Source organism: Providencia sp. PROV080 (assembly GCF_033688105.1).
Classification (GTDB): domain Bacteria; phylum Pseudomonadota; class Gammaproteobacteria; order Enterobacterales; family Enterobacteriaceae; genus Providencia; species Providencia zhejiangensis.
This window is the reverse complement of the sequence record NZ_CP096346.1, coordinates 4,120,525-4,143,818: the sequence shown is the minus strand read 5'-3', so window position 1 is coordinate 4,143,818 and position 23,294 is coordinate 4,120,525. Positions and strand designations below refer to the sequence as shown.

Below are 23,294 nucleotides of genomic sequence, written 5' to 3'. Positions count from 1 at the left end.
ATATTTTTAGATCGCTCGATGATCCTTGCGCTTTGAGGTGGAGTCCGTATAATCTCCCACCCTGTATAGCGCATTGAAGTTGTTTTCATAATGAACTAATTTAAAGTAAATTATGGGCTTTAAGCTTCATTCGCTGTTGCAGCATATGTCAGCAAACCTGTCAGCCAGGCTATAAATAAAAGTGGTTTGATTGCGTCATTTCATTGACGTGACCCCCTATGTTTTATTACAATCCTGCCTCTTTCTATATTGTTGCGATAGAGGCACAGGTGTAAATCAGTTTCCACTGGTTGCCAACGCGTTTACTGAATCAGTAATAAATTTTAAAGTTAGGTAGAAATCGTTATGAAACGCACTTTTCAACCGTCCGTACTGAAACGCAACCGTTCACACGGTTTCCGTGCTCGTATGGCCACTAAAAATGGTCGTCAGGTTCTGGCTCGCCGTCGTGCTAAAGGCCGCGCTCGTCTGACCGTTTCATCTAAGTAATAAAGCTAGCCCTCTATTCCAGTGGTTAAGCTCGCTTTTACCCGGGAGTTACGTTTGCTAACTCCCAGGCATTTCGATAATGTCTTTAAGCAGCCGCAGAGGGCGAGTTCCCCAGAGATAACAATCCTTGGTCGCCTAAACGAGCTGGGGCATCCCCGCATCGGTCTTACCATCGCTAAAAAAAATGTTAAACGAGCTCATGAGCGAAATCGAATTAAACGATTAGCGCGTGAATATTTTCGTTTGCATCAACACGAGTTACCGCCAATGGATTTTGTGGTATTGGTAAGAAAAGGGGTTTCTAATCTCGATAATCAACAAATCACGGAAGCATTGGGTAAATTATGGCGTCGACACTGTCGCTTGGCTCAAAACTCCTGATTGGCTTGATTAGGGGATACCAATTGGCAATTAGCCCGCTGTTAGGGCCACGTTGCCGTTTCAATCCAACTTGTTCAAATTATGGAATTGAGGCATTGCGCAGGTTTGGAATGTTAAAAGGTAGTTGGTTAACGGCGAAACGCGTATTAAAATGCCACCCTTTACACGCTGGTGGAGACGATCCTGTTCCGCCTAAAAAAAACGATGATAATAGAGAATTATAACGATGGATTCGCAACGCAATCTTCTACTCATCGCTTTGCTATTTGTTTCGTTCTTAGTATGGCAGGCCTGGGAGAGCGATAAAGCTGCTCAGGATATAAAAACTGTCCAAACGGCACAACGAACAGATATGCCAAGCAGTGATTCCCAAACTGTGACGAGCAGTGGGCAAGGTAAGCTGATCACAGTGAAAACAGATGTGTTAGATTTACGCATCAATACTCGTGGTGGTGATATCGATGAGGCTGACTTGTTAGCCTATCCTGCAACCCTTCATTCAGAAGACCCTTTCCGTCTATTGGAAACGGCGCCTGACTTTCTTTATCAGGCTCAAAGTGGTCTGATTGGCCAACACGGTCCAGACAACCCAGCGAATAATAATGGTCAACGTCCTGTGTATACCACGGCTGAATCAAGCTTCGTATTACAAGATGGCCAAAATGAGCTGCGTGTGCCAATGACATTCACCGATAAAGACGGTGTGGTTTATCAAAAAACCTATGTCTTGAAACGCGGCCAGTATACTGTTGATGTTGAATACAATATTCAAAACCCAACAGCACAACCTTTAAATCTCGCCTTCTTTGGTCAATTGAAACAAACAATTCAATTACCAAAAGAACGTGATACAGGTAGTAGCAACTTCGCCTTACATACTTATCGCGGTGCTGCTTATTCTTCAGATGAAACTAACTATAAAAAATATAGCTTTAGTGATATTGAAGATAAAAACCTGAATATCACAACGAAAGGTGGCTGGATAGCGATGTTGCAACAATATTTTGCAACCGCATGGATCCCTGCTAGCAACGAAAAAAGCACTTTCTATACCATTGACCTTGATAAACAGTCAGCCATCATTGGTTATAAGAGTGAGCCAATGACTATTGCGGCTAATGGTGCTGGAACTTATTCATCTACATTATGGGTTGGTCCTGAAATCCAATCAGAGATGGCTGAAGTTGCTCCTCACTTAGATTTAACTGTTGATTACGGTTGGTTATGGTTTATCTCTCAGCCACTGTTCAAGCTGTTGAAATTCATTCACGGTTTTGTCGGTAACTGGGGTATTGCTATCATCGTTATTACCTTTATCGTCCGTGGTATCATGTACCCGCTGACAAAAGCTCAGTACACATCAATGGCGAAAATGCGTTTACTGCAACCAAAACTGGCTGCGATGCGTGAGCGTATTGGTGATGATAAACAGCGTATGAGCCAAGAAATGATGGCGTTGTATAAGGCAGAAAAAGTAAACCCACTAGGTGGTTGTTTACCGCTACTTATCCAAATGCCAATCTTCCTTGCACTTTATTACATGTTGATGGGCTCTGTTGAGCTACGTCATGCCCCATTCTTTGGTTGGATTCAGGACTTGTCAGCACAAGACCCATACTACATCCTGCCAGTATTAATGGGTGTGACGATGTTCGTTATTCAGAAGATGTCGCCAACGGCGGTGACAGACCCAATGCAGCAGAAGATTATGACCTATATGCCGGTCGTATTCACTATCTTCTTCCTGTGGTTCCCATCAGGTCTGGTACTGTACTATATCGTGAGTAACTTAGTGACCATCATCCAGCAACAGATTATTTATCGTGGTCTGGAAAAACGTGGTCTACATAGTCGCGATAAAAAAGAGAAAAAATAATCTCAATCTTAGGTGAGCCGAAAGGCCACTTAAGGATATAGTATTAAGGCGGCCATTACGGACCGCCTTAATTTTTTATAGCTATGACAGAGAAACATCATGCAAACCAACGATACGATTGTTGCCCAAGCAACGCCTCCAGGTCGTGGTGGAGTCGGTATTTTACGAGTATCAGGCCCGAAAGCGGCTTTCGTTGCTCAAACGGTATTGGGTAAACTGCCAAAACCACGTTATGCGGATTATTTACCTTTCCGAGACGTTAATGACAGCGTACTTGATCAAGGTATTGCTATCTTCTTTCCTGGCCCAAATTCATTTACAGGGGAAGATGTTTTAGAACTGCAAGGGCATGGTGGCCCTGTCATTCTAGATTTATTACTGAAACGGATTCTTACGATTGAAGGCGTTCGTATTGCCAATCCGGGTGAATTTTCTGAACGCGCCTTTTTGAACGATAAGCTAGATTTAGCGCAAGCAGAAGCGATTGCAGACCTTATTGATGCAAGTTCAGAACAAGCTGCTCGTTCGGCAATGAACTCTTTACAAGGCGCGTTTTCTGCTCAAATTCATCAAATGGTTGAAGCACTAACGACTCTGCGTATCTATGTAGAAGCGGCTATCGATTTCCCCGATGAAGAAATTGATTTTCTCTCTGACGGAAAAATTGAAGCGAAGTTGAATGAGGTGATTGCCGATTTAGCCCGAGTTCGCTCTGAAGCACGCCAAGGGAGTTTATTGCGTGAAGGAATGAAAGTGGTTATTGCTGGGCGTCCTAATGCAGGTAAATCGAGTCTGTTAAATGCATTAGCAGGGCGTGAAGCTGCCATCGTTACGGATATTGCGGGTACCACACGAGACGTATTACGTGAACATATTCATATTGACGGCATGCCGCTACATATTATTGATACAGCCGGTTTACGTGAGGCAAGTGATGAAGTAGAGCGCATTGGTATTGAGCGTGCCTGGGCAGAGATCGAACAAGCTGACCGTGTTCTTTTTATGCTTGATAGCACCACGACAGATGCGACAGAACCACAAGCTATCTGGCCTGAGTTTATGGCGCGTTTACCTGAAACTTTACCCGTAACGGTCATCCGTAATAAAGCCGATAAAACGGGTGAGAAAATAGAATTTGTAGGGGATGTGCGTTACCCATTGATTCGTTTATCGGCGCGTGAAGAACTGGGTATAGATTTGCTGCGCGATCATCTCAAAGAAACCATGGGTTTTAATAGTAACACGGAGGGGGGGTTTTTGGCTCGCCGCCGCCATTTACAGGCATTAGATGCTGCTGCTGTGCATTTAGCTCAGGGGCATGAACAATTGGTCGTTGCCCGTTCAGGAGAACTATTAGCCGAAGAATTACGTTTAGCGCAACAAGAGCTCAGTGAAATCACGGGGGAATTCACATCAGATGATTTGCTCGGCCGCATTTTCTCAAGTTTCTGTATCGGGAAGTAAAAACTGATTTAACTCAGTGTGGTAGCAGCTTGCTATCTAATCAGCAAGCTGCTGTAAAACGGAATGGCTCTTTATAGGCTTAGAAAAGGTTTATTGGTTAATTAGCTATAGAACGGTATTTGTTTCAAATGATTTAATGCAAGTTCTAACTTATTTGAGTCAAATAACCTAAGTTTACGTTGTGCCCATCTATCCCCTGCTGGCCATTGGCGCATTCCTTCAAGTAAGGACTCAATATTAGGTGAAGATTGCTTTTTGTACAGCAACCAGTCTACAGTGGAGAGAAGTTCTATCCCGAAAGGAGATTCGAATCCATCAATAAGCTTCGTTGTCTTCTCTAGCGCGGATAAATAGTCTTTTGCTTCGGTTTTTAAATACAGCTCAATCGTAGCGCGTTTATCATCATTAAACCAAATTACGTCTAATGGACTACAATCACTAATCCGTTTTTCACTCTTGAGGTAGCTTCCATCTAGCCCGTTTAATAAGTGTCGTAACTTATCGGCGTAGGGACCATAGTTTCTGGCTTCAAACCTTAGGTTTAATGGATTTCTCAGCCCTTCAGCCTCTATTGTACGCTCTAAAAACCAAGCTAACTTTTGTATTTCCAATAGGCTACAATCCATCCCCATAACCCAATAACGACGGATAAGTTCTGCAATTAAGGCGCGGGCCGGCGTCAGTTTTTCAACACCCTTTGGCTTAGCAACATTTTGATATTTTGCTATTGGCTCATAAACAATAATTTTTACGTTTTGAATATCACCTAATATTTCCACAATATGAGGCTTGACATCATCCCAATTGAGACCGCCATTACCAGCCCCTAATGGCGGGATAGCAATAGATTTAACATGATTCTCTTCAATGAAGTTACGTAGGTCCAATAAGCCATCAATAATCCACTGAATTTGAGATTTTGCTCGCCAATGCTGCTTTGTTGGGAAATTAACAATCCAACGAGGGCCCATGAGCTCCCCGGTTTCAGTAACAAACATTTTTCCAGTCTGCACTTCATGTGTTTTACATGCTTTAGCATATGCAGCCATATTGGCGGGAAAACGCTCTTTAAACATTAATGCGATCCCTTTACCCATAACACCAACGGTATTGACGGTATTAACGAGCGCTTCTACGTCAGCTTCTAACAAATTACCTTGGGTAAATTCTATCATTATCAGCCTCCTTAAAAGTACCAGTTTGGAATGCAATGGATATCTAAATGAATCTCAAGTTGGCTGGCTTTTGCTTGAAGTTCTAGCTGGGTTTCTTTTGTGTAACAAACAGCACCTAATAGGGCTTCCATAGGAACATGTTTATAAATTAACGCTTCTGCTTGATACCTTTCAACTTTTTCAGGGTCATCAGGGTCACGGTGAAAATTGCGCTGCTGTAGTAAAGCCCAATCTATCTCCGCGAGATCTGTTAGCTGGTTATAGAACTGAGATGTTACAGGATACGCATGACGATCGGTGAAAACAAAAGGTATCTTTAGAGCGGCTATTTTATACATGCTGGAAACCAAGATGATAATATCATCATTGGGAACTTTTCGCACCCCACCACGGCCTGTATAAATATTATACATCATTGGCGAGAAAGGGGTGAAATAGAAAGGTACATAATCATTAAGTACCCCATTCGGCTGAATAGGTACATGACGTTGATTGCGGCGGTTAATCAGGTCTGTATTGCCAATAGTCACCCAATTAGGTGAATAATGTTCACTATTTCCTGCATATAAGCCATTGGCAAAAAGCCAAGGAATATTCTGACGATGGGTTATTCTCCAGATAAGTGCTTTTTCTGGGTTTAGGTTCATATACGCCATTAACAAAACATTCCTTCATTGATAGCAATTTCAAGGTTTAAATTAAGGGTCTTTAACTCTCTATTAACGATTTTTGAAACTTCCGGTGTGGGAACATAAATTTTGAAAAACTTTGATACCTCAACAACCGTTGGTGAAAGACATTCTGCCATACAAATGCTTTTGCTGTCAGGATCATGGTAATCACGTAGATTCATTATATCCCAGTTAATAAGAGCAAAGCCTTCATTGTAGTCATAAATTTTAATATTGGCTTCAGCCAAAGGGTGCCTTAGGATAATTTTCCAGTTTTCTTTTTGAGCTAACGCTCTTTTAATCGTAATGAGGACAAATTTTTCATCAGGAAAATTTTTTTGCACTCTGCCATCAAAGGGATTACGTGAAAACCAATGAAATGGAACATAGCTATCTAGTTGATGTTTTTTTCTTCCTTCGATGATCTCTTTGTCTGCAATATCATGAAATTTATTAATATCTACTCTTGGTTTTAACCCCTCAATCAATATATTTCTTATATTTTTCAAACTAGTAAGATGATAAATTAGCTTTTTTGTTTTGATATCATTCATCTAATATTCCTTTGATTATTATAAAAATAATATAATTAGAGTGTTAGTTTAATTATTCCATTTTATTATCAAGAGAATATCGCAATGTATGGCAAAGGGCAGTGATAGTGCTAACATCATTAAGAAATACTTATTATTCGGATGGTGCCTGCTTAACGTTAATTTTATCTTAATCCTTCTTTTTATTTTCCTTTTATACTACCGAGCTCATTTTCGTCATAGGTTATATTTATGAGTATCAAACCTTCTATTACGATAAACATCCACAGTTTTGTCCAACGCCCTGATCTTATTGAACAGTCTGATGAACTGCTAGACAAGTTATGGCCACAATTTATGTGTGAAACGGCCGTCTGTGATGAATATTGGGAAAAACTTTATGAAGAGCCTATGAACCAATTTCAATTTTTAGCGGTAGCGGATATTCAAGGTACTGAAAAAGTGGTCGGGGTGATTAAATCCGTCCTCTTCCAATGGCCTGATCACAACCTCACAAAATTAGTGGATTTAGGCTGGGATGACATTTTCAATTTTGCGATTGAAAACAAAAACGGTGAGGATCGCTATATTTCTGCACTCTCTGTCACTGTTGAGCCTGAATATCGCGGCTATCAAATACCAGCTCTGCTGATCAACGCGTTGAAAAAAGCAGCGGTAGCGTATGGTGCAAAGGCCGTCGTAGTACCTGTTCGCCCAACTTTAAAGCATCGTTATCCATTACAACCCTTCGATGATTATTGCCGATGGACCAACGAGCAGGGAGAACCTTTTGACCCTTGGATACGCACACATTGGCGCTTAGGTGGCAAAATATTAAAACCTATACACCGCTCAATGTCGATTAAAGGCACGGTCGAGCAGTGGGAGTCATGGACAGGCATGCGTTTTATACAGTCAGGACAATACGTCGTACCGAACGCGTTAGTCCCTGTCACTGTTGATATAGAAAAACAATCGATTGAATATATTGAGCCGAATTTGTGGATGTTGCACTCTCTGGAGAAGGCATAACCATTAGTTCGTTATGCGGCTTGGGTGAGTAAAGACAGTTGCTTTCCCTTGGCGGCAAAAACCCACTAAGGTTAGATTGGCTTTATCAGCCACTTCGATGGCAAGGGAGGTGGCTGCTGAAACAGCAAACAAGATTTCTGCTCCACAACTTGCTGCTTTTTGTACCATTTCATAACTGGCACGGCTAGAGACCAAGACAGCGCCTTGTTGCCAATGATGGCGATGTTTCATGCCTAATAGCTTATCAAGCGCAACATGGCGGCCGACATCCTCACATCCCCCCACAAGCAGGCCTTCTGGGGAAATCCATGCAGCGGCATGGGTACAGCCCGTTAATGCACCGATTTCTTGCACTTTCTTCAGTTCAGTTAATGCGTGATCAAGGTGAGATAGTGAGAACGTTTGAGTGAAAGGCAGTGGAGGAATCGGTTTGAATATCTCATCAAGTTGTTCAGTACCACAAATACCACAGCCAGTTCGCCCAGCTAGGTTACGTCTACGCTCTTTTAACCCCATAAAACGGCGGTTAGATAACTCAACATGCACTTCAAGGCCACGATGACAGCCTTGAATGATATCAATTCCTCGGATTTCTTGTTTTGATTGTATGATCCCTTCCGATAATGAGAACCCGATAGCAAAATCTTCTAAATCTTTTGGTGTCGCCATCATCACGACATGTGATATGCCGTTATAAACTAAAGCAACAGGTAATTCTTCGGCTACCCAATCAGTTATAGACTGATCAAGGTTGCCTTTTTGTTGCACACTTGTATGGTTTGCGCCAATCATTTTCAAAGATTTTGACAGTTTCGTGTTATTTGTTTCATACATTAGATGAATTCCTAGCACTAATGATACATAATATTAATTATGGGTAAAAAGAATTTACACCATTTCTCAGGCAATGAACCTGAATACGATACGGAAGACGTTGAATAAGAACAGTTTACCTGAATATCGCGATTTAAAACATTTCTTAGGTAAACAAGAGCAATGTAAATGAGGAGATCCCCATGCAAGTCAGCAGAAGGCAGTTCTTTAAGATCTGCGCTGGCGGTATGGCGGGTACGACGGCAGCAGCGTTGGGTTTTGCACCCTCAACTGCGTTAGCGTCGACACGTCAGTATAAATTACTGCGTGCGAAAGAAACCCGAAATACCTGCACGTACTGTTCTGTCGGTTGTGGGCTATTGATGTATAGCTTAGGCGATGGAGCGAAAAATGCCAAAGAAAGCATTTTTCATATTGAAGGTGACCCGGATCATCCGGTTAACCGCGGCGCACTCTGCCCGAAAGGTGCAGGACTTATCGACTTTATCCACAGTGAAAGTCGACTCAAATATCCTGAAGTACGCGAACCCGGAACCAATGAGTGGAAACGCATCACTTGGAACGACGCTTTTGATCGTATTGCCAAGTTGATGAAAGAAGACCGTGATGCCAATTTCATCAAGCAGAATAAAGATGGTGTAACGGTTAACCGTTGGCTGACAACAGGTATGCTCTGTGCTTCAGCCGCTAGTAACGAAACAGGTTTTGTCACCCAAAAATTTAGTCGCGCCCTCGGCATGCTTGCCGTGGATAACCAAGCGCGTGTCTGACACGGACCAACGGTAGCAAGTCTTGCTCCAACATTTGGTCGCGGTGCGATGACCAACCACTGGGTTGATATTAAAAACGCAAACCTTGTTGTTGTTATGGGCGGTAATGCGGCAGAAGCTCACCCAGTCGGTTTTCGCTGGGCGATGGAAGCCAAAATCCATAATAAAGCTAAACTCATTGTTATTGATCCACGCTTTACCCGTACAGCGGCTGTGGCGGATTTCTATACGCCTATCCGTTCTGGTACTGACATTGCATTTTTGTCAGGTGTGATTAAATACCTACTGGATAACAAAAAAATTCAGCAGGAATACGTTGAAGCTTATACCAACGCTAGCCTTATCATTCGTGAAGACTACGGTTTTGATGATGGTTTATTCACAGGCTATGATGCAGAAAAACGTCAGTATGATAAAACGACGTGGAACTACGAGATGGATGAGAATGGTTTCGCACGACGCGATCCTACGTTAACTCACCCTCGTTGTGTCTTGAATCTGCTGAAAGATCACGTTAGCCGTTATACACCTGAAGTGGTGAATAACATCTGCGGTACGCCGATTGAAGACTTCTTGAAAGTCTGTGAGTACATTGCAGAGACGAGTGCAAAAGATAAAACGGCCTCTTTCCTGTATGCACTTGGCTGGACGCAACATACCATCGGTGCACAAAACATTCGTACCATGGCGATGATCCAGTTACTGTTGGGTAATATGGGTATGCTAGGCGGTGGGGTTAACGCACTGCGTGGTCACTCGAATATCCAAGGTCTGACTGACTTAGGCTTGTTATCTCAAAGCTTACCGGGTTATCTGACTTTACCGTCAGAAAAACAAACCACGCTAGAGAGCTATTTAGAAGCGAATACCCCTAAAATGACCCAACCTGGTCAGGTGAACTATTGGGGCAATTACCCGAAATTCTTTGTCAGTATGATGAAGACTTTCTACGGTGATAAAGCGCAAAAAGAGAATAGCTGGGGCTTTGATTGGTTACCTAAATGGGACCAAGGCTATGATGTTTTACGTTATTTCGAAATGATGGATAAAGGTGAAGTCAATGGTTATATTTGCCAAGGCTTTAACCCATTAGCCTCATTCCCGAACAAAAACAAAATCATCAAATCGCTATCTAAGTTGAAATTCTTAGTCACGATTGACCCATTAAATACAGAAACGTCAAACTTCTGGCAAAACCATGGCGAAATGAATGATGTCGACCCATCGACTATTCAAACAACGGTTTTCCGTCTGCCATCTTGCTGTTTTGCTGAAGAGAATGGTTCGATTGTAAACTCTGCTCGTTGGTTGCAATGGCACTGGAAAGGTGCAGATGCCCCAGGTGAAGCCATCAGTGATGGTGAAATTCTGTCAGGTATTTATCACCGTATACGCCAGCTCTATGAAACCGAAGGTGGTGAGTCACCAGAGCCAGTATTAAACATGACTTGGAACTACTTTGACCGTGATAATCCAACTCCGGAAGAAGTGGCACAAGAAAGTAATGGTTATGCGCTGGTCGATCTAAAAGATGCTGATGGCAACATCATTGTGAAGAAAGGTGAGCTGTTAAGTTCGTTCGCCCAATTACGTGATGATGGGACTACATCGAGTGGTTGCTGGATCTTTACGGGTAGCTGGACACCGAAAGGTAACCAGATGGCGCGTCGTGATAACTCTGACCCAACAGGTCTGGGTAATACCCTTGGCTGGGCATGGGCATGGCCGTTAAACCGCCGTGTTATTTATAACCGTGCATCTGCTGACCCAATGGGCAAACCATGGGATCCACGCCGTCAAATTCTAGAATGGGATGGCAGCAAGTGGATAGGTATGGACGTACCGGACTACAGTAATGCGCCTCCGGGCAGTGGTGTACACCCATTCATTATGCAACCAGAAGGTATGGGACGTTTGTTTGCACTGGATAAAATGGCGGAAGGTCCATTCCCAGAGCATTATGAACCGATTGAAACACCGCTCGATACCAACCCATTACACCCTAATGTGGTGTCTAACCCTGCTGCTCGTGTATTTAAAGACGACTGGGCGCAAATGGGTAAAGCGACAGAATTCCCTTATGTTGGAACAACCTATCGCTTAACTGAGCATTTCCACTATTGGACAAAACATGCGTTGTTGAATGCCATTATTCAGCCACAGCAATTCATTGAAATTGGTGATCGCTTGGCGAAAGAAAAAGGGATTAAACAAGGCGATATGGTGAAAGTCAGCTCTAAACGCGGCTATATTAAAGCGAAAGCGGTTGTCACAAAACGTATTCATACGTTGAAAGTCAACGGCAAAGATGTGGATACCATAGGTATTCCTATCCACTGGGGCTTTGAAGGTTTAGCGGTGAAAGGCTTCATTGCAAATACACTGACGCCATATGTGGGTGATGCCAATACGCAAACGCCGGAATTTAAATCATTCCTTGTCAATGTGGAAAAGGTGTAAGGAGATAAATTATGTCAATGCAATCACAAGACATTATTCGTCGCTCCGCCACCAATTCCCTGACGCCCCCAGCGCAAGTGAGGGACTTTAAGGAAGAAGTGGCGAAGCTGATTGACGTGACTACCTGTATTGGCTGTAAAGCTTGTCAGGTAGCCTGTTCAGAGTGGAACGATATCCGTGACAAAATCGGTACAAACGTTGGGGTATATGATAACCCAACCGATTTAACCGCTAAGTCATGGACCGTGATGCGCTTTTCTGAAGTGGAAGAGAATGGCAAGTTTGAATGGCTGATTCGTAAAGATGGCTGTATGCACTGCTATGATCCAGGCTGTTTAAAGGCTTGTCCATCAGAAGGCGCGATTGTTCAGTATAAAAACGGTATTGTCGATTTCCAATCAGAACATTGTATTGGTTGTGGCTACTGTATTGCAGGCTGTCCGTTCAATATTCCACGTATTAATCAGGAAGATAACCGTGCATATAAATGTACGCTATGTGTCGACCGTGTGGAAGTTGGGCAAGAACCTGCCTGCGTGAAAACCTGTCCAACCGGTGCTATCCATTTTGGTAGCAAAGAGGACATGACCGCATTGGCGTCAGACCGTGTTGCTGAACTGAAAACACGTGGTTACAACAACGCGGGTCTGTATGATCCGGAAGGTGTTGGTGGTACCCACGTAATGTATGTATTACATCATGCAGATAAGCCTCAGCTATATCATGGTCTGCCGGACAATCCGACAATTAGCCCAACAGTCACTTTCTGGAAAGGTATCTGGAAGCCGTTAGCAGCGGTTGGTTTTGCTGCAACGTTTGCGGCGGCCATCTTCCACTATGTGGGTATTGGTCCGAACCGCGTCTCCAAAAAAGAAGAGGAAGAGGCACTGAAGGACATTCAGGACTCAACATCTTCTGAGACTTCAAAATCAGTTGAAGGGGAGGATCACAAATGATGCCGCAGGATAATGAAAAGATTATTCGCCATAAACCGATTGAGAGGATCAATCACTGGGCGGTTGTGATTTGCTTTTTGTTCACGGCTATCAGTGGATTGGGATTTTTCTTCCCATCCCTGAACTGGTTTATGAACATTCTAGGCACGCCACAGCTGGCTAGGATCCTGCATCCTTTTGTCGGTACAGCGATGTTCTTATTGTTCGTCTTTATGTTCTTCCGCTATTTTCACCATAACTTTATCAATAAAGAAGATATTAAGTGGGCGAAAAATATCGGTAAGGTATTGAAGAATGAAGAGGCTGGGGACGTTGGTCAATATAACCTTGGTCAAAAAGGGGTATATTGGGTGGTGACTATCTGTTTACTGCTGCTAGCGGTAAGCGGTGTGATCATGTGGCGTCCTTACTTCGCAGACTTTTTCTCAATCCCAATTTATCGTGCAGCCATTATCGTGCACTCCATTTCAGCGATTGCCTTGATCATTATGATTGTGGTGCATGCTTATGCTGCTATCTGGGTCAAAGGCTCAGTACGTGCAATGGTTGAAGGTTGGGTAACACGTGGTTGGGCGAAGAAGCATCACCCACGTTGGTATCGTGAAATTGTCGAAAAAGAGAAACAGCAGCAACAAGAGAAAAACTAAGCTTCTATTGTTGTTCTGATCAAAAACCCACAAACGTTTATTGTTTGTGGGTTTTTTTTGATAAAAACAATATTCAATGTATTGAATAAATTGGCTTCACAAGCAGTCAATATATTCATATTAGACGTATAATATAACTAACGCTATTCAGTAATATAAATAATGTAATAATTTATTTCATTATTATCGTAATATAAATAAATTTATAATTTAAGAAAAATAAAAATAATAAGCGTACAAAACGAAAAATATTATTAATACCCTTCATATTATGATGATCTGGATTAATCATAATAAGGGTTATATCAAATAAATAATAATTAAAGCGCATTCAATAATAGTACTCTGATTGTTGATTTTATTTTGATAATAAAGTTGTGTTTTTATTTCCATCATTGATTTATAACACTTTTATCTCTTTTGTTTATCCTTTATGGTTAGCTTAATTAAGATGCTCGAATTAATAATATCAAATAAGATAATCATAATAGGAGTGATTAATGACGTATTATAATAATCAATACTGTACATTTTAGTATTTATAAATAGCAATTCATTCAGTTATTGAAAAATTAAGAGATTAATAACTGTTTATTATTAACAAGATAGAATAATAAAACCATTGGCCGATATTATTTTGATTGCCTAGACATTAGATGAAATATTTATTATAACGGTGTAAATCATTATTTCTTAATAAGAATTCATCTAAATATAATCATTGTTTTTTGAAATGACATTCACCACAGCTAAATAAATCATTTAATTCCATTTACGACAGCTAAATAATGAGGTAATTCATGGATCTTCCTTTACAAGGTATCAAAGTACTCGATTTTACAGGTGTACAGTCTGGGCCATCTTGTACTCAAATGTTAGCGTGGTTCGGTGCTGATGTAATTAAAATTGAACGCCCTGGTGTGGGGGATGTGACGCGTAATCAGTTGAGAGATATTCCTGATGTCGATGCGCTGTATTTCACCATGCTAAACAGTAATAAACGTTCAGTTGAATTAAATACCAAAACACCAGAAGGTAAAGAAGTGATGGAACGCCTGATTAAGCAGGCCGATGTTTTGGTTGAGAATTTCCATCCAGGTGCTATCGACCATATGGGTTTTACTTGGGAACATATTCAAGAACTTAACCCTCGTTTAATTTTTGGTTCAATCAAAGGTTTTAATGAAAATTCACCTTATGCAGATGTAAAAGCCTATGAAAACGTTGCACAAGCTGCGGGTGGTGCGGCTTCAACGACAGGTTTTTGGGATGGCCCACCGTTAGTGAGTGCGGCGGCATTAGGTGACAGTAATACGGGCATGCACTTATTAATCGGCTTACTCGCCGCATTGTTGCACCGTGAAAAAACAGGCAAAGGGCAACGAGTGACGATGTCGATGCAAGATGCAGTATTGAACCTGTGTCGTGTTAAGTTGCGTGACCAACAGCGTTTAGAAAAAGTGGGTTACCTCGAAGAGTATCCTCAATATCCGAACGGTAAGTTTGGTGATGCGGTACCTCGTGGAGGTAATGCGGGGGGCGGTGGCCAACCCGGTTGGATCTTAAAATGTAAAGGTTGGGAAACTGACCCAAATGCGTATATTTACTTCACAATTCAAGAGCAGGATTGGGAGCAAACCTGTATTGCTATTGGTAAACCTGAGTGGGCAAAAGACCCCGCTTACAGCACACCGCAAGCTCGTCAGCCGCATATTTTTGATATCTTTGCTGAGATTGAGAAATTCTTAGCGGATAAAGACAAGCATGAAGCGGTTGAATATCTTAGTCAATACGGTGTGCCATGTGCACCGGTACTTAGCATGCGTGAGATAGCACGTGATCAATCACTGCGTGATAGCGGCAGTATTGTTGAAGTTGAGCAACCAAAACGCGGTACTTACTTAACCGTTGGTTGCCCTATGAAGTTCTCCTCTTTCACCCCTGAAATTAAAAGTGCACCACTGTTAGGCGAGCATACCGAGGAAGTGTTAACTGAATTGGGTTATAGCGCGGAACAAATTGCGTCAATGCGGACTAACAAAGCGATTTAATCTTAAATTAGGGAACGTTGCTGAAAGTTCCCTACGCACTTTTCTGTATTTTATGAGGTGGACATGTCGACTGAACAAACCCAAAACTTAACCGATGGTATGCATATTATCGTCGATGCTCTGAAAAAAAATGGCATTGATACCATTTATGGTGTTGTTGGTATTCCTGTGACAGATATGGCTCGTCACGCTCAAGCCGAAGGTATTCGTTACATCGGTTTTCGTCACGAACAATCTGCGGGTAATGCTGCGGCAATCAGCGGTTTTTTAACGCAAAAACCAGGTATTTGTTTAACCGTATCTGCACCAGGATTCCTAAATGGTATGGTGGCTCTCGCCAATGCGACGACGAATGGTTTTCCCATGATTCAAATCAGTGGTTCCAGTGATAGAGCGATTATCGACCTACAACAGGGCGACTATGAAGAACTGGACCAAATGAATACAGCGAAACCCTTTGTTAAAGCTGCTTACCGTGTCAATAAGCCTGAAGACTTGGGGATCGCGCTAGCACGTGCAATCCGTGCTGCTGTTTCAGGTCGTCCGGGAGGCGTTTATCTGGATTTAACCACAGAAGTACTGGCTGCTGTGATGGATAAAGATGAAGCAGATAAAACCATTTTTACTGTTGAAGACCCTGCTCCTCGCCAACTGCCAGCCCCTGAGTCTGTTGATAAAGCCCTTAAATTGCTGGCGTCAGCTAAACGACCGTTAATTATTTTGGGTAAAGGTGCAGCTTACGCACAAGCAGACGAAAATATTCGTAAATTCATTGAAACAACAGGTATTCCTTATTTACCGATGTCAATGGCGAAAGGGTTATTACCGGATGATCACCCTCAATCAGCGGCAGCAGCACGCTCGCATGCCTTATCTAACGCCGATGTTATCGTATTGATGGGAGCTCGCTTGAACTGGTTGTTAGATCATGGAAAAGGTAAACATTGGTCTCCGGATACACAGTTCATTCAGCTGGATATTGAACCGTCTGAAATTGATAGTAATCGCCGTATTACGGCACCTGTGGTGGGTGATATCTATTCGAGTATTGAGTTATTACTGGCTGGGTTGGCCTCAACGCCTGTGAAATCCCCAAGTGATTGGATGGCGGGTATTGATGATATCAAAAAAGCCAATAGTGAGAAAATGGCGGTTAAGTTAAACACTGATACTTCACCGATGAATTATTTCAACGCGTTACGCGCCATTCGCGATGTATTAGTTGATCATAAAGATGTCTATGTGGTGAATGAAGGCGCTAATACGCTCGATAACGCACGTAACATCATCGATATGTACAAACCTCGTCAGCGTTTAGACTGTGGTACTTGGGGAGTTATGGGCATTGGTATGGGGTATGCGGTAGGCGCCGCCGTGACGAGCGGAAAACCTGTTGTTGCCATTGAAGGCGATAGTGCTTTCGGTTTCAGTGGCATGGAAATTGAAACTATCTGCCGCTACAAACTCCCTGTCACCATTTTGATTTTTAACAATGGGGGCATTTACCGTGGGGACGGCGTGAACTTGCATGGTGATGCAGATCCTTGCCCTACTGTATTAATGGCAGGTGCTCGTTATGACAAGATGATCGAGGCTTTCGGTGGCATCGGTTATAACGCAACGACACCGGATGAGATTCAACAAGCGTTAAAAGCAGGTCTTGAGTCCGGTAAGCCAACATTAATTAATGTAGTTATTGACCCAGCGGTGGGAACGGAAAGTGGCCATATTGGAAACTTAAACCCGAAATCTGTGGTGAAAAACTAGTTATTACTTAATTAAATAAAAGTAAGCATTACATCTGTGCCATTTATATATTAAATGGCACAGGGCTGCTTTTTGCCAAAAAAAGGTGAGTCTGATGGCCGATTTTATGTTTAAGATATTTATGAGTGACCTATTACCCATAATTATCATTATGATTTTGGGATACGCGAGCGGTAAACGTAACGTATTTACCAACGATCAAGCCAAAGCATTTAATAAACTGGTATTAAACTATGCGTTACCAGCCGCGTTATTTGTCTCGATTGTACGTGCAAACCGCGAAATGATTTTTGCTGATACTAAGCTAACCATTATTTCTTTTGTCGTCCTGTTGGTCTGTTTTTTCTTCTCTTTCTTTAGCTGTAAATACATTTTTAAACATAGTCGTGGTGAAGCTGCGGTGTGCGCACTGATCGCCGGTTCTCCTACTATCGGTTTCTTGGGTTTCGCCGTACTGGACCCTATTTATGGCCAAACCGTCTCTACAGGTTTAGTGGTCGCCATTATCTCGATTATTGTTAATGCTATTACTATCCCAATTGGGTTGTTCTTACTGAATCCTTCTAATGCAGATGGCAAAAAAGGTGGCGGTGGAATGGATGCCTTGATTTCGGCGTTCAAGGAGCCGGTTGTTTGGTCACCAGTCTTAGCAACCGTTTTGGTATTAATTGGCATTAAAATCCCAGATATGTGGGATCCCACTTTTGATTTGATTGCTAAAGCTAACTCGGGAGTGGCGGTCTTTGCTGCGGGCCTGACTCTGGCTGCGAATAAGTTCGAGTTTGACGGTGAGATTATCTACAACACCTTACTTAAATTAGTCTTAATGCCTGGCCTATTATTACTGGTGGGTATGACCTTTAATATGAGTTCAGAGCAGTTACAAATGATGGTATTAGCGGGAGCATTACCTCCGGCATTCTCAGGTATTATTATTGCGAGTCGCTTTAACTTGTACACTCGTACAGGAACCGCCTCTCTGGCCGTGAGTGTGCTTGGTTTTATCATCGCTGCACCGTTGTGGATTTACATCGCGCGCTTAGTTGCATAAATAAATGGAGGTGAGGTCGCCGCTGGCGGTCTCACCTCTGTTATGACATAAAGGAGTGATTATGGCTTTTCCACTTCCACTTGAAGGCATTCGTGTTCTCGATTTTACTGGCGTACAGTCTGGCCCATCATGTACTCAAATGTTGGCATGGTTTGGGGCGGACGTTATTAAAATTGAGCGACCGGGTATTGGAGATGTTACCCGTCATCAGCTCAGGGATATCCCTGATATTGATGCACTCTATTTCACTATGCTCAATAGTAATAAACGCTCACTAGAATTAAACACGAAGACGCCAGAAGGCAAAGAAGTGATGGAGAAGCTGATCCGCCAAGCCGATATTTTGGTTGAAAATTTCCATCCCGGCGCTATTGACCATATGGGGTTTACCTGGGAAGTCATTCAGCAGCTCAATCCACGTTTGATTTTTGGTTCAATCAAAGGTTTTAATGAAAATTCGCCATATGCGGATGTGAAAGCCTATGAAAATGTTGCGCAAGCGGCGGGGGGATCTGCATCCACGACAGGTTTTCCTGATGGGCCTCCAGTCGTTAGTTCCGCAGCGTTAGGTGATAGTAACACAGGGATGCATCTCTTAATTGGTTTATTAGCGGCATTACTACAACGTGAAAAAACGGGGAAAGGGCAGCGCGTAACCATGTCGATGCAAGATGCGGTACTCAATTTATGCCGTGTCAAAGTGCGTGATCAACAGCGCTTGGAAAAGCTTGGCTTTTTAGAAGAGTATCCACAATACCCGAATGGGTCATTTGGTGATGCAGTTCCACGAGGCGGCAACGCAAGTGGTGGTGGTCAGCCCGGTACGATGCTGAAATGCAAAGGCAGTGATACTGATCCAAATGCTTATATCTATTTTATTAATCAGGATCATAACTGGGAAAATACGTGCGATGCAATTGGTAAGCCGGAATGGAAAACGGATCCTGCTTTTGCGACGACAGAAGCGAGAATGAGCCATATTCAAGACGTTTGGGATGCGATTGAAGAGGTCGCTAAAGACAAAGATAAACATGAGCTGACGGATTATTTTGATCAGTTTGGTGTGCCTTGCTCTGCGGTATTGAGCATGAAAGAGATTATGTATGACCCCGCTTTGCGCGCTAGTGGTTCTATTGTTGAAGTCAAACAGCCATTAAGAGGTCACTATTTAACGGTTGGTTGCCCAATGAAGTTTTCAGCTTTTACGCCAGAGATTAAAAGCGCCCCACTTTTAGGTGAGCATAATAATGAAATCTTAAAAGAGTTAGGTTATAGCGACCAACAAATAGCGTTAATGAAAACTAAAAACGTTATTTAACGTATTTAGCCCAATTAATTATAAATAGGTTAATTGGGCGGTAATGAAATAATGGCATTCAAAATGCTCAAAATAAGAAAATCCATTATTAACTGAAAAAGGTTAATAGCTCAAATTAAAGGTTTTTTACCTCACCCATTAGGGTGAGGCGGTTTTATTCGCCAATTATTTAAATACTCATTATTTGTTATCGCGGCTTATAGCGAGACGACACTATTTTATTTTTGACAATAACTTTTGTTATTAAATAAGGATTAATAATATGAATAATTTAACCGTCAAGAAAAGCAGTAAAGTGGCTGCTGTTGATTTTGTTCCGGCTTGGGGCGACCTAGAGGGCAATATTCGCCGCCTAGTGGAAGCCGCAGAAAAGGTTGCTGCACAAGGCGTTGATTATGCGGTATTCCCAGAAACAGCGGTGAGTGGCTATTTATTTTCAGATTCAGCAGAGTTAGCGCCTTATTTAGATACGATTCCGGGTAAAACGACAGAGGCAATCTTGCCTGTATTGGCGCGTACAGGTATGTATATGAGTGTTGGTATTGCGGAACGTGATACGGATACAGGGATCGCCTATAACTCGGCAGTATTAATGGGGCCAGAAGGCATTATTGGTAAGTATCGAAAAATAGGCCTAAATTCACAGGATCAAAAAGTGTTCGCCCCCGGAAATACAGGCGTGAATACCTTTGATACTCCGATTGGTCGTATTGCTTTGTTGATTTGTTATGATGATACCTATTGGCAATATGTGCGTTTAGCAGCCTTAGAAGGTGCGCAAATTTTAGGGTGGCATTCAGTATCAGATCGTATGATGCCTAATGCTACACCAGCTGAAATGCTTGGAGACCACTCAACCGTGGCGCATGTTCAGCATATGAGTGCGTTTAATGGCATGTGGGTGATTTGTGCCACCCGTAGTGGCATTGAAACTAACCCTATCACACATGGTCAGCTTTATTACAATGGAGGGTCGAGTGTATGGGCACCTTCAGGGCATAAAGTGGCGCAATCTCCGGTTCTAAGCCCACTTGAATTAGAGCCAGGCCTTAATGGAATATACAGCGCAACGATTGACCTTGATGAAGCAGATAAACAGCGCAATGCATTATTAGCAAAACGTCGCCCTGAATTATATTTCCCAACATTAGCTTTTCATCGTAGCCCAACAGATGCAAATGCAACGGCCACAAAAACGCAAGCAACGTTGATTGCAGCACAATGGGAGAAATCCGTGTCTGATTTATCGTCGGTCAAAGTGGAGGAAAATGCGTTATTAGTACTGCCTGAGTTGTCTGCATTGCCTTATACCAATGATCCGAATGTCCTACTAACCCATGCAGAGAAACAAGGTGGCGCTTTTGAGCAAGCATTAGGTCAGATCGCTTCTGAAGGGAAAGGCTATGTCGTTGGCAGCTATCCTGAAATTGATGTTGATAAATTATATCATACGGTCGTATTAGCTGGCCCTGCGGGAGATATTTTAGCAAGATATCGTGTCACTCATCTCAATGAGCGTGATAAAGGTTGGGCAAGCGCGGGTCACTCTGTCAGCGTGACCACAACACCGATTGGACGTATCGCGCTCGCCGCTGCGCACGAATTAGAAGTGCCCGAGCTAGGTGGGCTATATAGTACTTTACGAGCAGATATTATTGCTGCTCCTGCCGGCCTGCCAAGTGATTTACGTGTTGAGATCGACAGCCATCTTTATTCTGTTGACAATCCGCCAACAGGTCGAGCCGACTTTATTCCGTATGCTATCGCAACGTTAAATCAGCTATGGGTAGTGTGCGGAGGACGCAGTGAAAGAGATTTCACGTCAGCAGCAATCTATGGACCTGAACCCGTCGTGTTAACACCAACACTGACCGCAGAACGCGGTGCAGCAGATGTTAGATTACAAGCACAGGTACCAGCACCCTATACTTGGATTAACCAAGAGCGTCTTATTAGTGGGCAACAAGCGATTTGGTTTCCCCCTCTTGTATCTTAATTAATCTCAATTGATTCATGTGGTTAGGTAGGCATCCAGCGGATTGCCTACCTATTTGATGACAAAGATAAAAATGAATATAACAGCCGCTCAAACTTTTTATACAAAGCAAACCCTGATCAAAACATTACATTTTTTTGGGGTCGTCGCTTCGTTATTTTTAATTGCGAGTATTTCACTTGAAACCTTCAGACATGATCCTTTCTTAGCGCACTCGATTTATTTTGATATCCAGTTCTGGATTTGCATCTATTTTACTCTCGACTTTTTTATCTTTTTATTTCTTTCGAAAGAGAGAAAAAAATTTATTGCTAAGTATTTTATTATTATTTTTCTCTCTATCCCGTATTTAACCATCTTAGATTATACGTCGATTCAATTTACGGAAGAACAAATTTACCTAATTCGTTTTATTCCTCTTTTTCGAGGTGGTGCCGCTTTTGTCATGCTTATGATGATGGTCGTAAAACGAAATACCACTGCCTTATTTGTTTCTTACATCATCCTACTTTTTTCAACGGTGTATTTTATTAGCCTAATTTTCTTTATTTTTGAGCGAGGCAATAATGCAGACGTTAAAAATTATGGTGATGCGATTTGGTGGGCTGCGATGACAGTAACAACACTTGGTTCCAATATTATTCCCGTCACAACCGCAGGAAAAGTGGTAACTACACTATTAGCGGCGACAGGCATGACGGTATTTCCAATATTTACTGTTTATATTACCTCGGTGATCAGCCGACTAAGCCAATCTAAAAAAGTATTATCAGGAAATCCTGATGCACTGTAATCACACAAAATAACCATACTTGATAGGTTTAATCATAATGACAACATCAACATCGAAAATTCCTTTTATGCAATTGCCAACCATTGCCTTTTTATTGGCAATAACCTCGGGCATGCTTGATGGCTATGCTTTTTTTACGACTAAATCATTTGCCACTTTTCAGTCGGGTAACATCATCATGTTAGGCTATGAATTTGCTAAACACGGCATGATGGCAACCGTTCCCTACATTATTGCGATTTTTTCATTTGGTGCTGGTGCCATGCTACTGGCGCTATTACGTTATAAATACAACACCAATGAGAAAACATGGACATTTACCCTATTATCATTAGAAATCATGTTGTTACTGCTGCTTATCGCTTATATTTACTTTTTTAATGTTGCCGCGAGTGGTTTCCATGCCGTTTGGGTGCTGTCCTTTATTGCGGGTATGCAAGGTAATGCATTCCATAAAATTAATGGCATGCTATACGGTAATATTGCCGTGACACTGAATGTTCAACTCGGGTTTAGTTCATTAGCAGAATCCGTTGCGTTTAAAGGACCAGAAAGAAAAGAGGCGCTTTATAAAAGTTATTGCTACTTTTTAACTTTATTTGGCTTTGCGGGTGGGGCTTTTATGATGGCCATGTTAGCTGACTATGCGAGAGAGTACGCATTATTAATTACCCTAATCCCATTATGTTTGATTTTTACCCTAGGGCGGCATTTCTCAAGAGAAAATAGTGGACAATCTATCGACTCTAACTAAGTAGAATATCCGGAAGGTATTGAGTCTATTGTAGTGATATTGAGTCAACTCACTTTACTTGAAATAAAGAATCACAGGCGAGTTAACTCGCCTGTGATTAAAGCAAATATTATTGTTTGATGACCATTGTACTTTCTCATCTTACTATCCATGTCATAGCATGGCGCTTTCGCCGCTAAATAACGTCTCGATAATAAGCGAATGTGCTATTCATTCATTTTCATGGCCTCATTGATCACGGTTTCCGATAGTATCTCATGGGGAAACACCAACATT

The 23,294-nt window shown here is 42.2% G+C and carries 20 protein-coding genes; 16 read left to right on the top strand and 4 right to left on the bottom strand.

Annotated features, from left to right (window positions below; translation table 11 throughout):
- Positions 1–345: 345 nt before the first annotated feature.
- From rpmH to mnmE, 5 genes are all read left to right on the top strand, one after another.
- Positions 346–489 carry a 50S ribosomal protein L34 gene (rpmH, locus tag M1F03_RS18765; protein ID WP_004906236.1) on the top strand — a complete coding sequence of 48 codons (144 nt, stop codon included), beginning with the start codon at positions 346–348 and terminating at the stop codon, positions 487–489.
- 21 nt (positions 490–510) lie between these two features.
- On the top strand, positions 511–870 hold the full coding sequence (gene rnpA / locus M1F03_RS18760) for a ribonuclease P protein component (protein ID WP_163863441.1): 360 nt from the start codon (positions 511–513) through the stop codon (positions 868–870).
- Positions 834–1,094 (top strand): membrane protein insertion efficiency factor YidD, encoded by a 261-nt coding sequence (yidD, locus tag M1F03_RS18755; RefSeq protein ID WP_014657163.1) that lies wholly within the window; start codon positions 834–836, stop codon positions 1,092–1,094. Before rnpA ends, yidD begins: the two co-directional genes overlap by 37 nt.
- Positions 1,095–1,096: 2 nt before the next feature.
- Positions 1,097–2,746, top strand: coding sequence for a membrane protein insertase YidC (gene yidC, locus M1F03_RS18750; RefSeq protein WP_154623503.1), 1,650 nt, complete (start codon positions 1,097–1,099; stop codon positions 2,744–2,746).
- 99 nt (positions 2,747–2,845) lie between these two features.
- Positions 2,846–4,210: a tRNA uridine-5-carboxymethylaminomethyl(34) synthesis GTPase MnmE gene (gene mnmE, locus M1F03_RS18745; protein ID WP_154623504.1), complete on the top strand. Its 1,365-nt coding sequence runs from the start codon at positions 2,846–2,848 to the stop codon at positions 4,208–4,210.
- A 101-nt stretch (positions 4,211–4,311) separates the two neighbouring features.
- Here the strand turns inward: mnmE and M1F03_RS18740 are convergent, their stop codons facing one another.
- The 3 genes from M1F03_RS18740 to M1F03_RS18730 are packed head-to-tail and all read right to left on the bottom strand — an operon-like array spanning position 4,312 to position 6,610.
- Entirely contained in the window at positions 4,312–5,385 is a 1,074-nt protein-coding gene (locus M1F03_RS18740) for a macro domain-containing protein (RefSeq protein WP_154623505.1), read from the bottom strand.
- Between the two features lie 11 nt (positions 5,386–5,396).
- Entirely contained in the window at positions 5,397–6,041 is a 645-nt protein-coding gene (locus tag M1F03_RS18735; protein ID WP_154623506.1) for a DUF4433 domain-containing protein, read from the bottom strand.
- The gene (locus M1F03_RS18730; protein WP_154623507.1) at positions 6,041–6,610 is read right to left on the bottom strand and encodes a DarT ssDNA thymidine ADP-ribosyltransferase family protein; all 570 of its coding nucleotides are present in this window, start codon (positions 6,608–6,610) and stop codon (positions 6,041–6,043) included. Before M1F03_RS18730 ends, M1F03_RS18735 begins: the two co-directional genes overlap by 1 nt.
- A gap of 231 nt (positions 6,611–6,841) precedes the next feature.
- On the opposite strand from M1F03_RS18730, the gene M1F03_RS18725 reads away from it, so the two are divergent.
- Positions 6,842–7,621: a transferase gene (locus M1F03_RS18725; RefSeq protein WP_154624784.1), complete on the top strand. Its 780-nt coding sequence runs from the start codon at positions 6,842–6,844 to the stop codon at positions 7,619–7,621.
- 3 nt (positions 7,622–7,624) lie between these two features.
- On the opposite strand, the gene fdhD is transcribed toward M1F03_RS18725, so the two are convergent.
- Complete coding sequence (fdhD, locus tag M1F03_RS18720; RefSeq protein ID WP_154624783.1) at positions 7,625–8,455, bottom strand: formate dehydrogenase accessory sulfurtransferase FdhD; 831 nt, start codon at positions 8,453–8,455, stop codon at positions 7,625–7,627.
- 182 nt (positions 8,456–8,637) lie between these two features.
- On the opposite strand from fdhD, the gene fdnG reads away from it, so the two are divergent.
- From fdnG to M1F03_RS18670, 10 genes are all read left to right on the top strand, one after another.
- Positions 8,638–11,685, top strand: coding sequence for a formate dehydrogenase-N subunit alpha (gene fdnG, locus M1F03_RS18715; protein ID WP_154624782.1), 3,048 nt, complete (start codon positions 8,638–8,640; stop codon positions 11,683–11,685).
- Between the two features lie 11 nt (positions 11,686–11,696).
- Positions 11,697–12,641 (top strand): formate dehydrogenase subunit beta, encoded by a 945-nt coding sequence (gene fdxH, locus M1F03_RS18710; protein ID WP_154624781.1) that lies wholly within the window; start codon positions 11,697–11,699, stop codon positions 12,639–12,641.
- Positions 12,638–13,288: a formate dehydrogenase cytochrome b556 subunit gene (gene fdoI / locus M1F03_RS18705; RefSeq protein WP_154624780.1), complete on the top strand. Its 651-nt coding sequence runs from the start codon at positions 12,638–12,640 to the stop codon at positions 13,286–13,288. The genes fdxH and fdoI overlap by 4 nt, the downstream gene beginning before the upstream one ends.
- An 800-nt stretch (positions 13,289–14,088) precedes the next feature.
- Complete coding sequence (frc, locus tag M1F03_RS18700; RefSeq protein ID WP_154622150.1) at positions 14,089–15,339, top strand: formyl-CoA transferase; 1,251 nt, start codon at positions 14,089–14,091, stop codon at positions 15,337–15,339.
- Positions 15,340–15,402: 63 nt separating this feature from the next.
- On the top strand, positions 15,403–17,106 hold the full coding sequence (gene oxc / locus M1F03_RS18695) for an oxalyl-CoA decarboxylase (RefSeq protein ID WP_154622149.1): 1,704 nt from the start codon (positions 15,403–15,405) through the stop codon (positions 17,104–17,106).
- 106 nt (positions 17,107–17,212) lie between these two features.
- On the top strand, positions 17,213–18,157 hold the full coding sequence (yfdV, locus tag M1F03_RS18690; protein WP_154622151.1) for a transporter YfdV: 945 nt from the start codon (positions 17,213–17,215) through the stop codon (positions 18,155–18,157).
- A gap of 61 nt (positions 18,158–18,218) precedes the next feature.
- Positions 18,219–19,475 carry a formyl-CoA transferase gene (gene frc / locus M1F03_RS18685; protein WP_163863432.1) on the top strand — a complete coding sequence of 419 codons (1,257 nt, stop codon included), beginning with the start codon at positions 18,219–18,221 and terminating at the stop codon, positions 19,473–19,475.
- Between the two features lie 262 nt (positions 19,476–19,737).
- Positions 19,738–21,471, top strand: coding sequence for a nitrilase-related carbon-nitrogen hydrolase (locus M1F03_RS18680; protein ID WP_251464816.1), 1,734 nt, complete (start codon positions 19,738–19,740; stop codon positions 21,469–21,471).
- Positions 21,472–21,544: 73 nt separating this feature from the next.
- Complete coding sequence (locus tag M1F03_RS18675) at positions 21,545–22,264, top strand: potassium channel family protein (RefSeq protein WP_154635715.1); 720 nt, start codon at positions 21,545–21,547, stop codon at positions 22,262–22,264.
- Positions 22,265–22,301: 37 nt separating this feature from the next.
- Positions 22,302–23,018: a YoaK family protein gene (locus M1F03_RS18670; RefSeq protein ID WP_251464815.1), complete on the top strand. Its 717-nt coding sequence runs from the start codon at positions 22,302–22,304 to the stop codon at positions 23,016–23,018.
- The last annotated feature ends 276 nt before the right edge of the window (positions 23,019–23,294 follow it).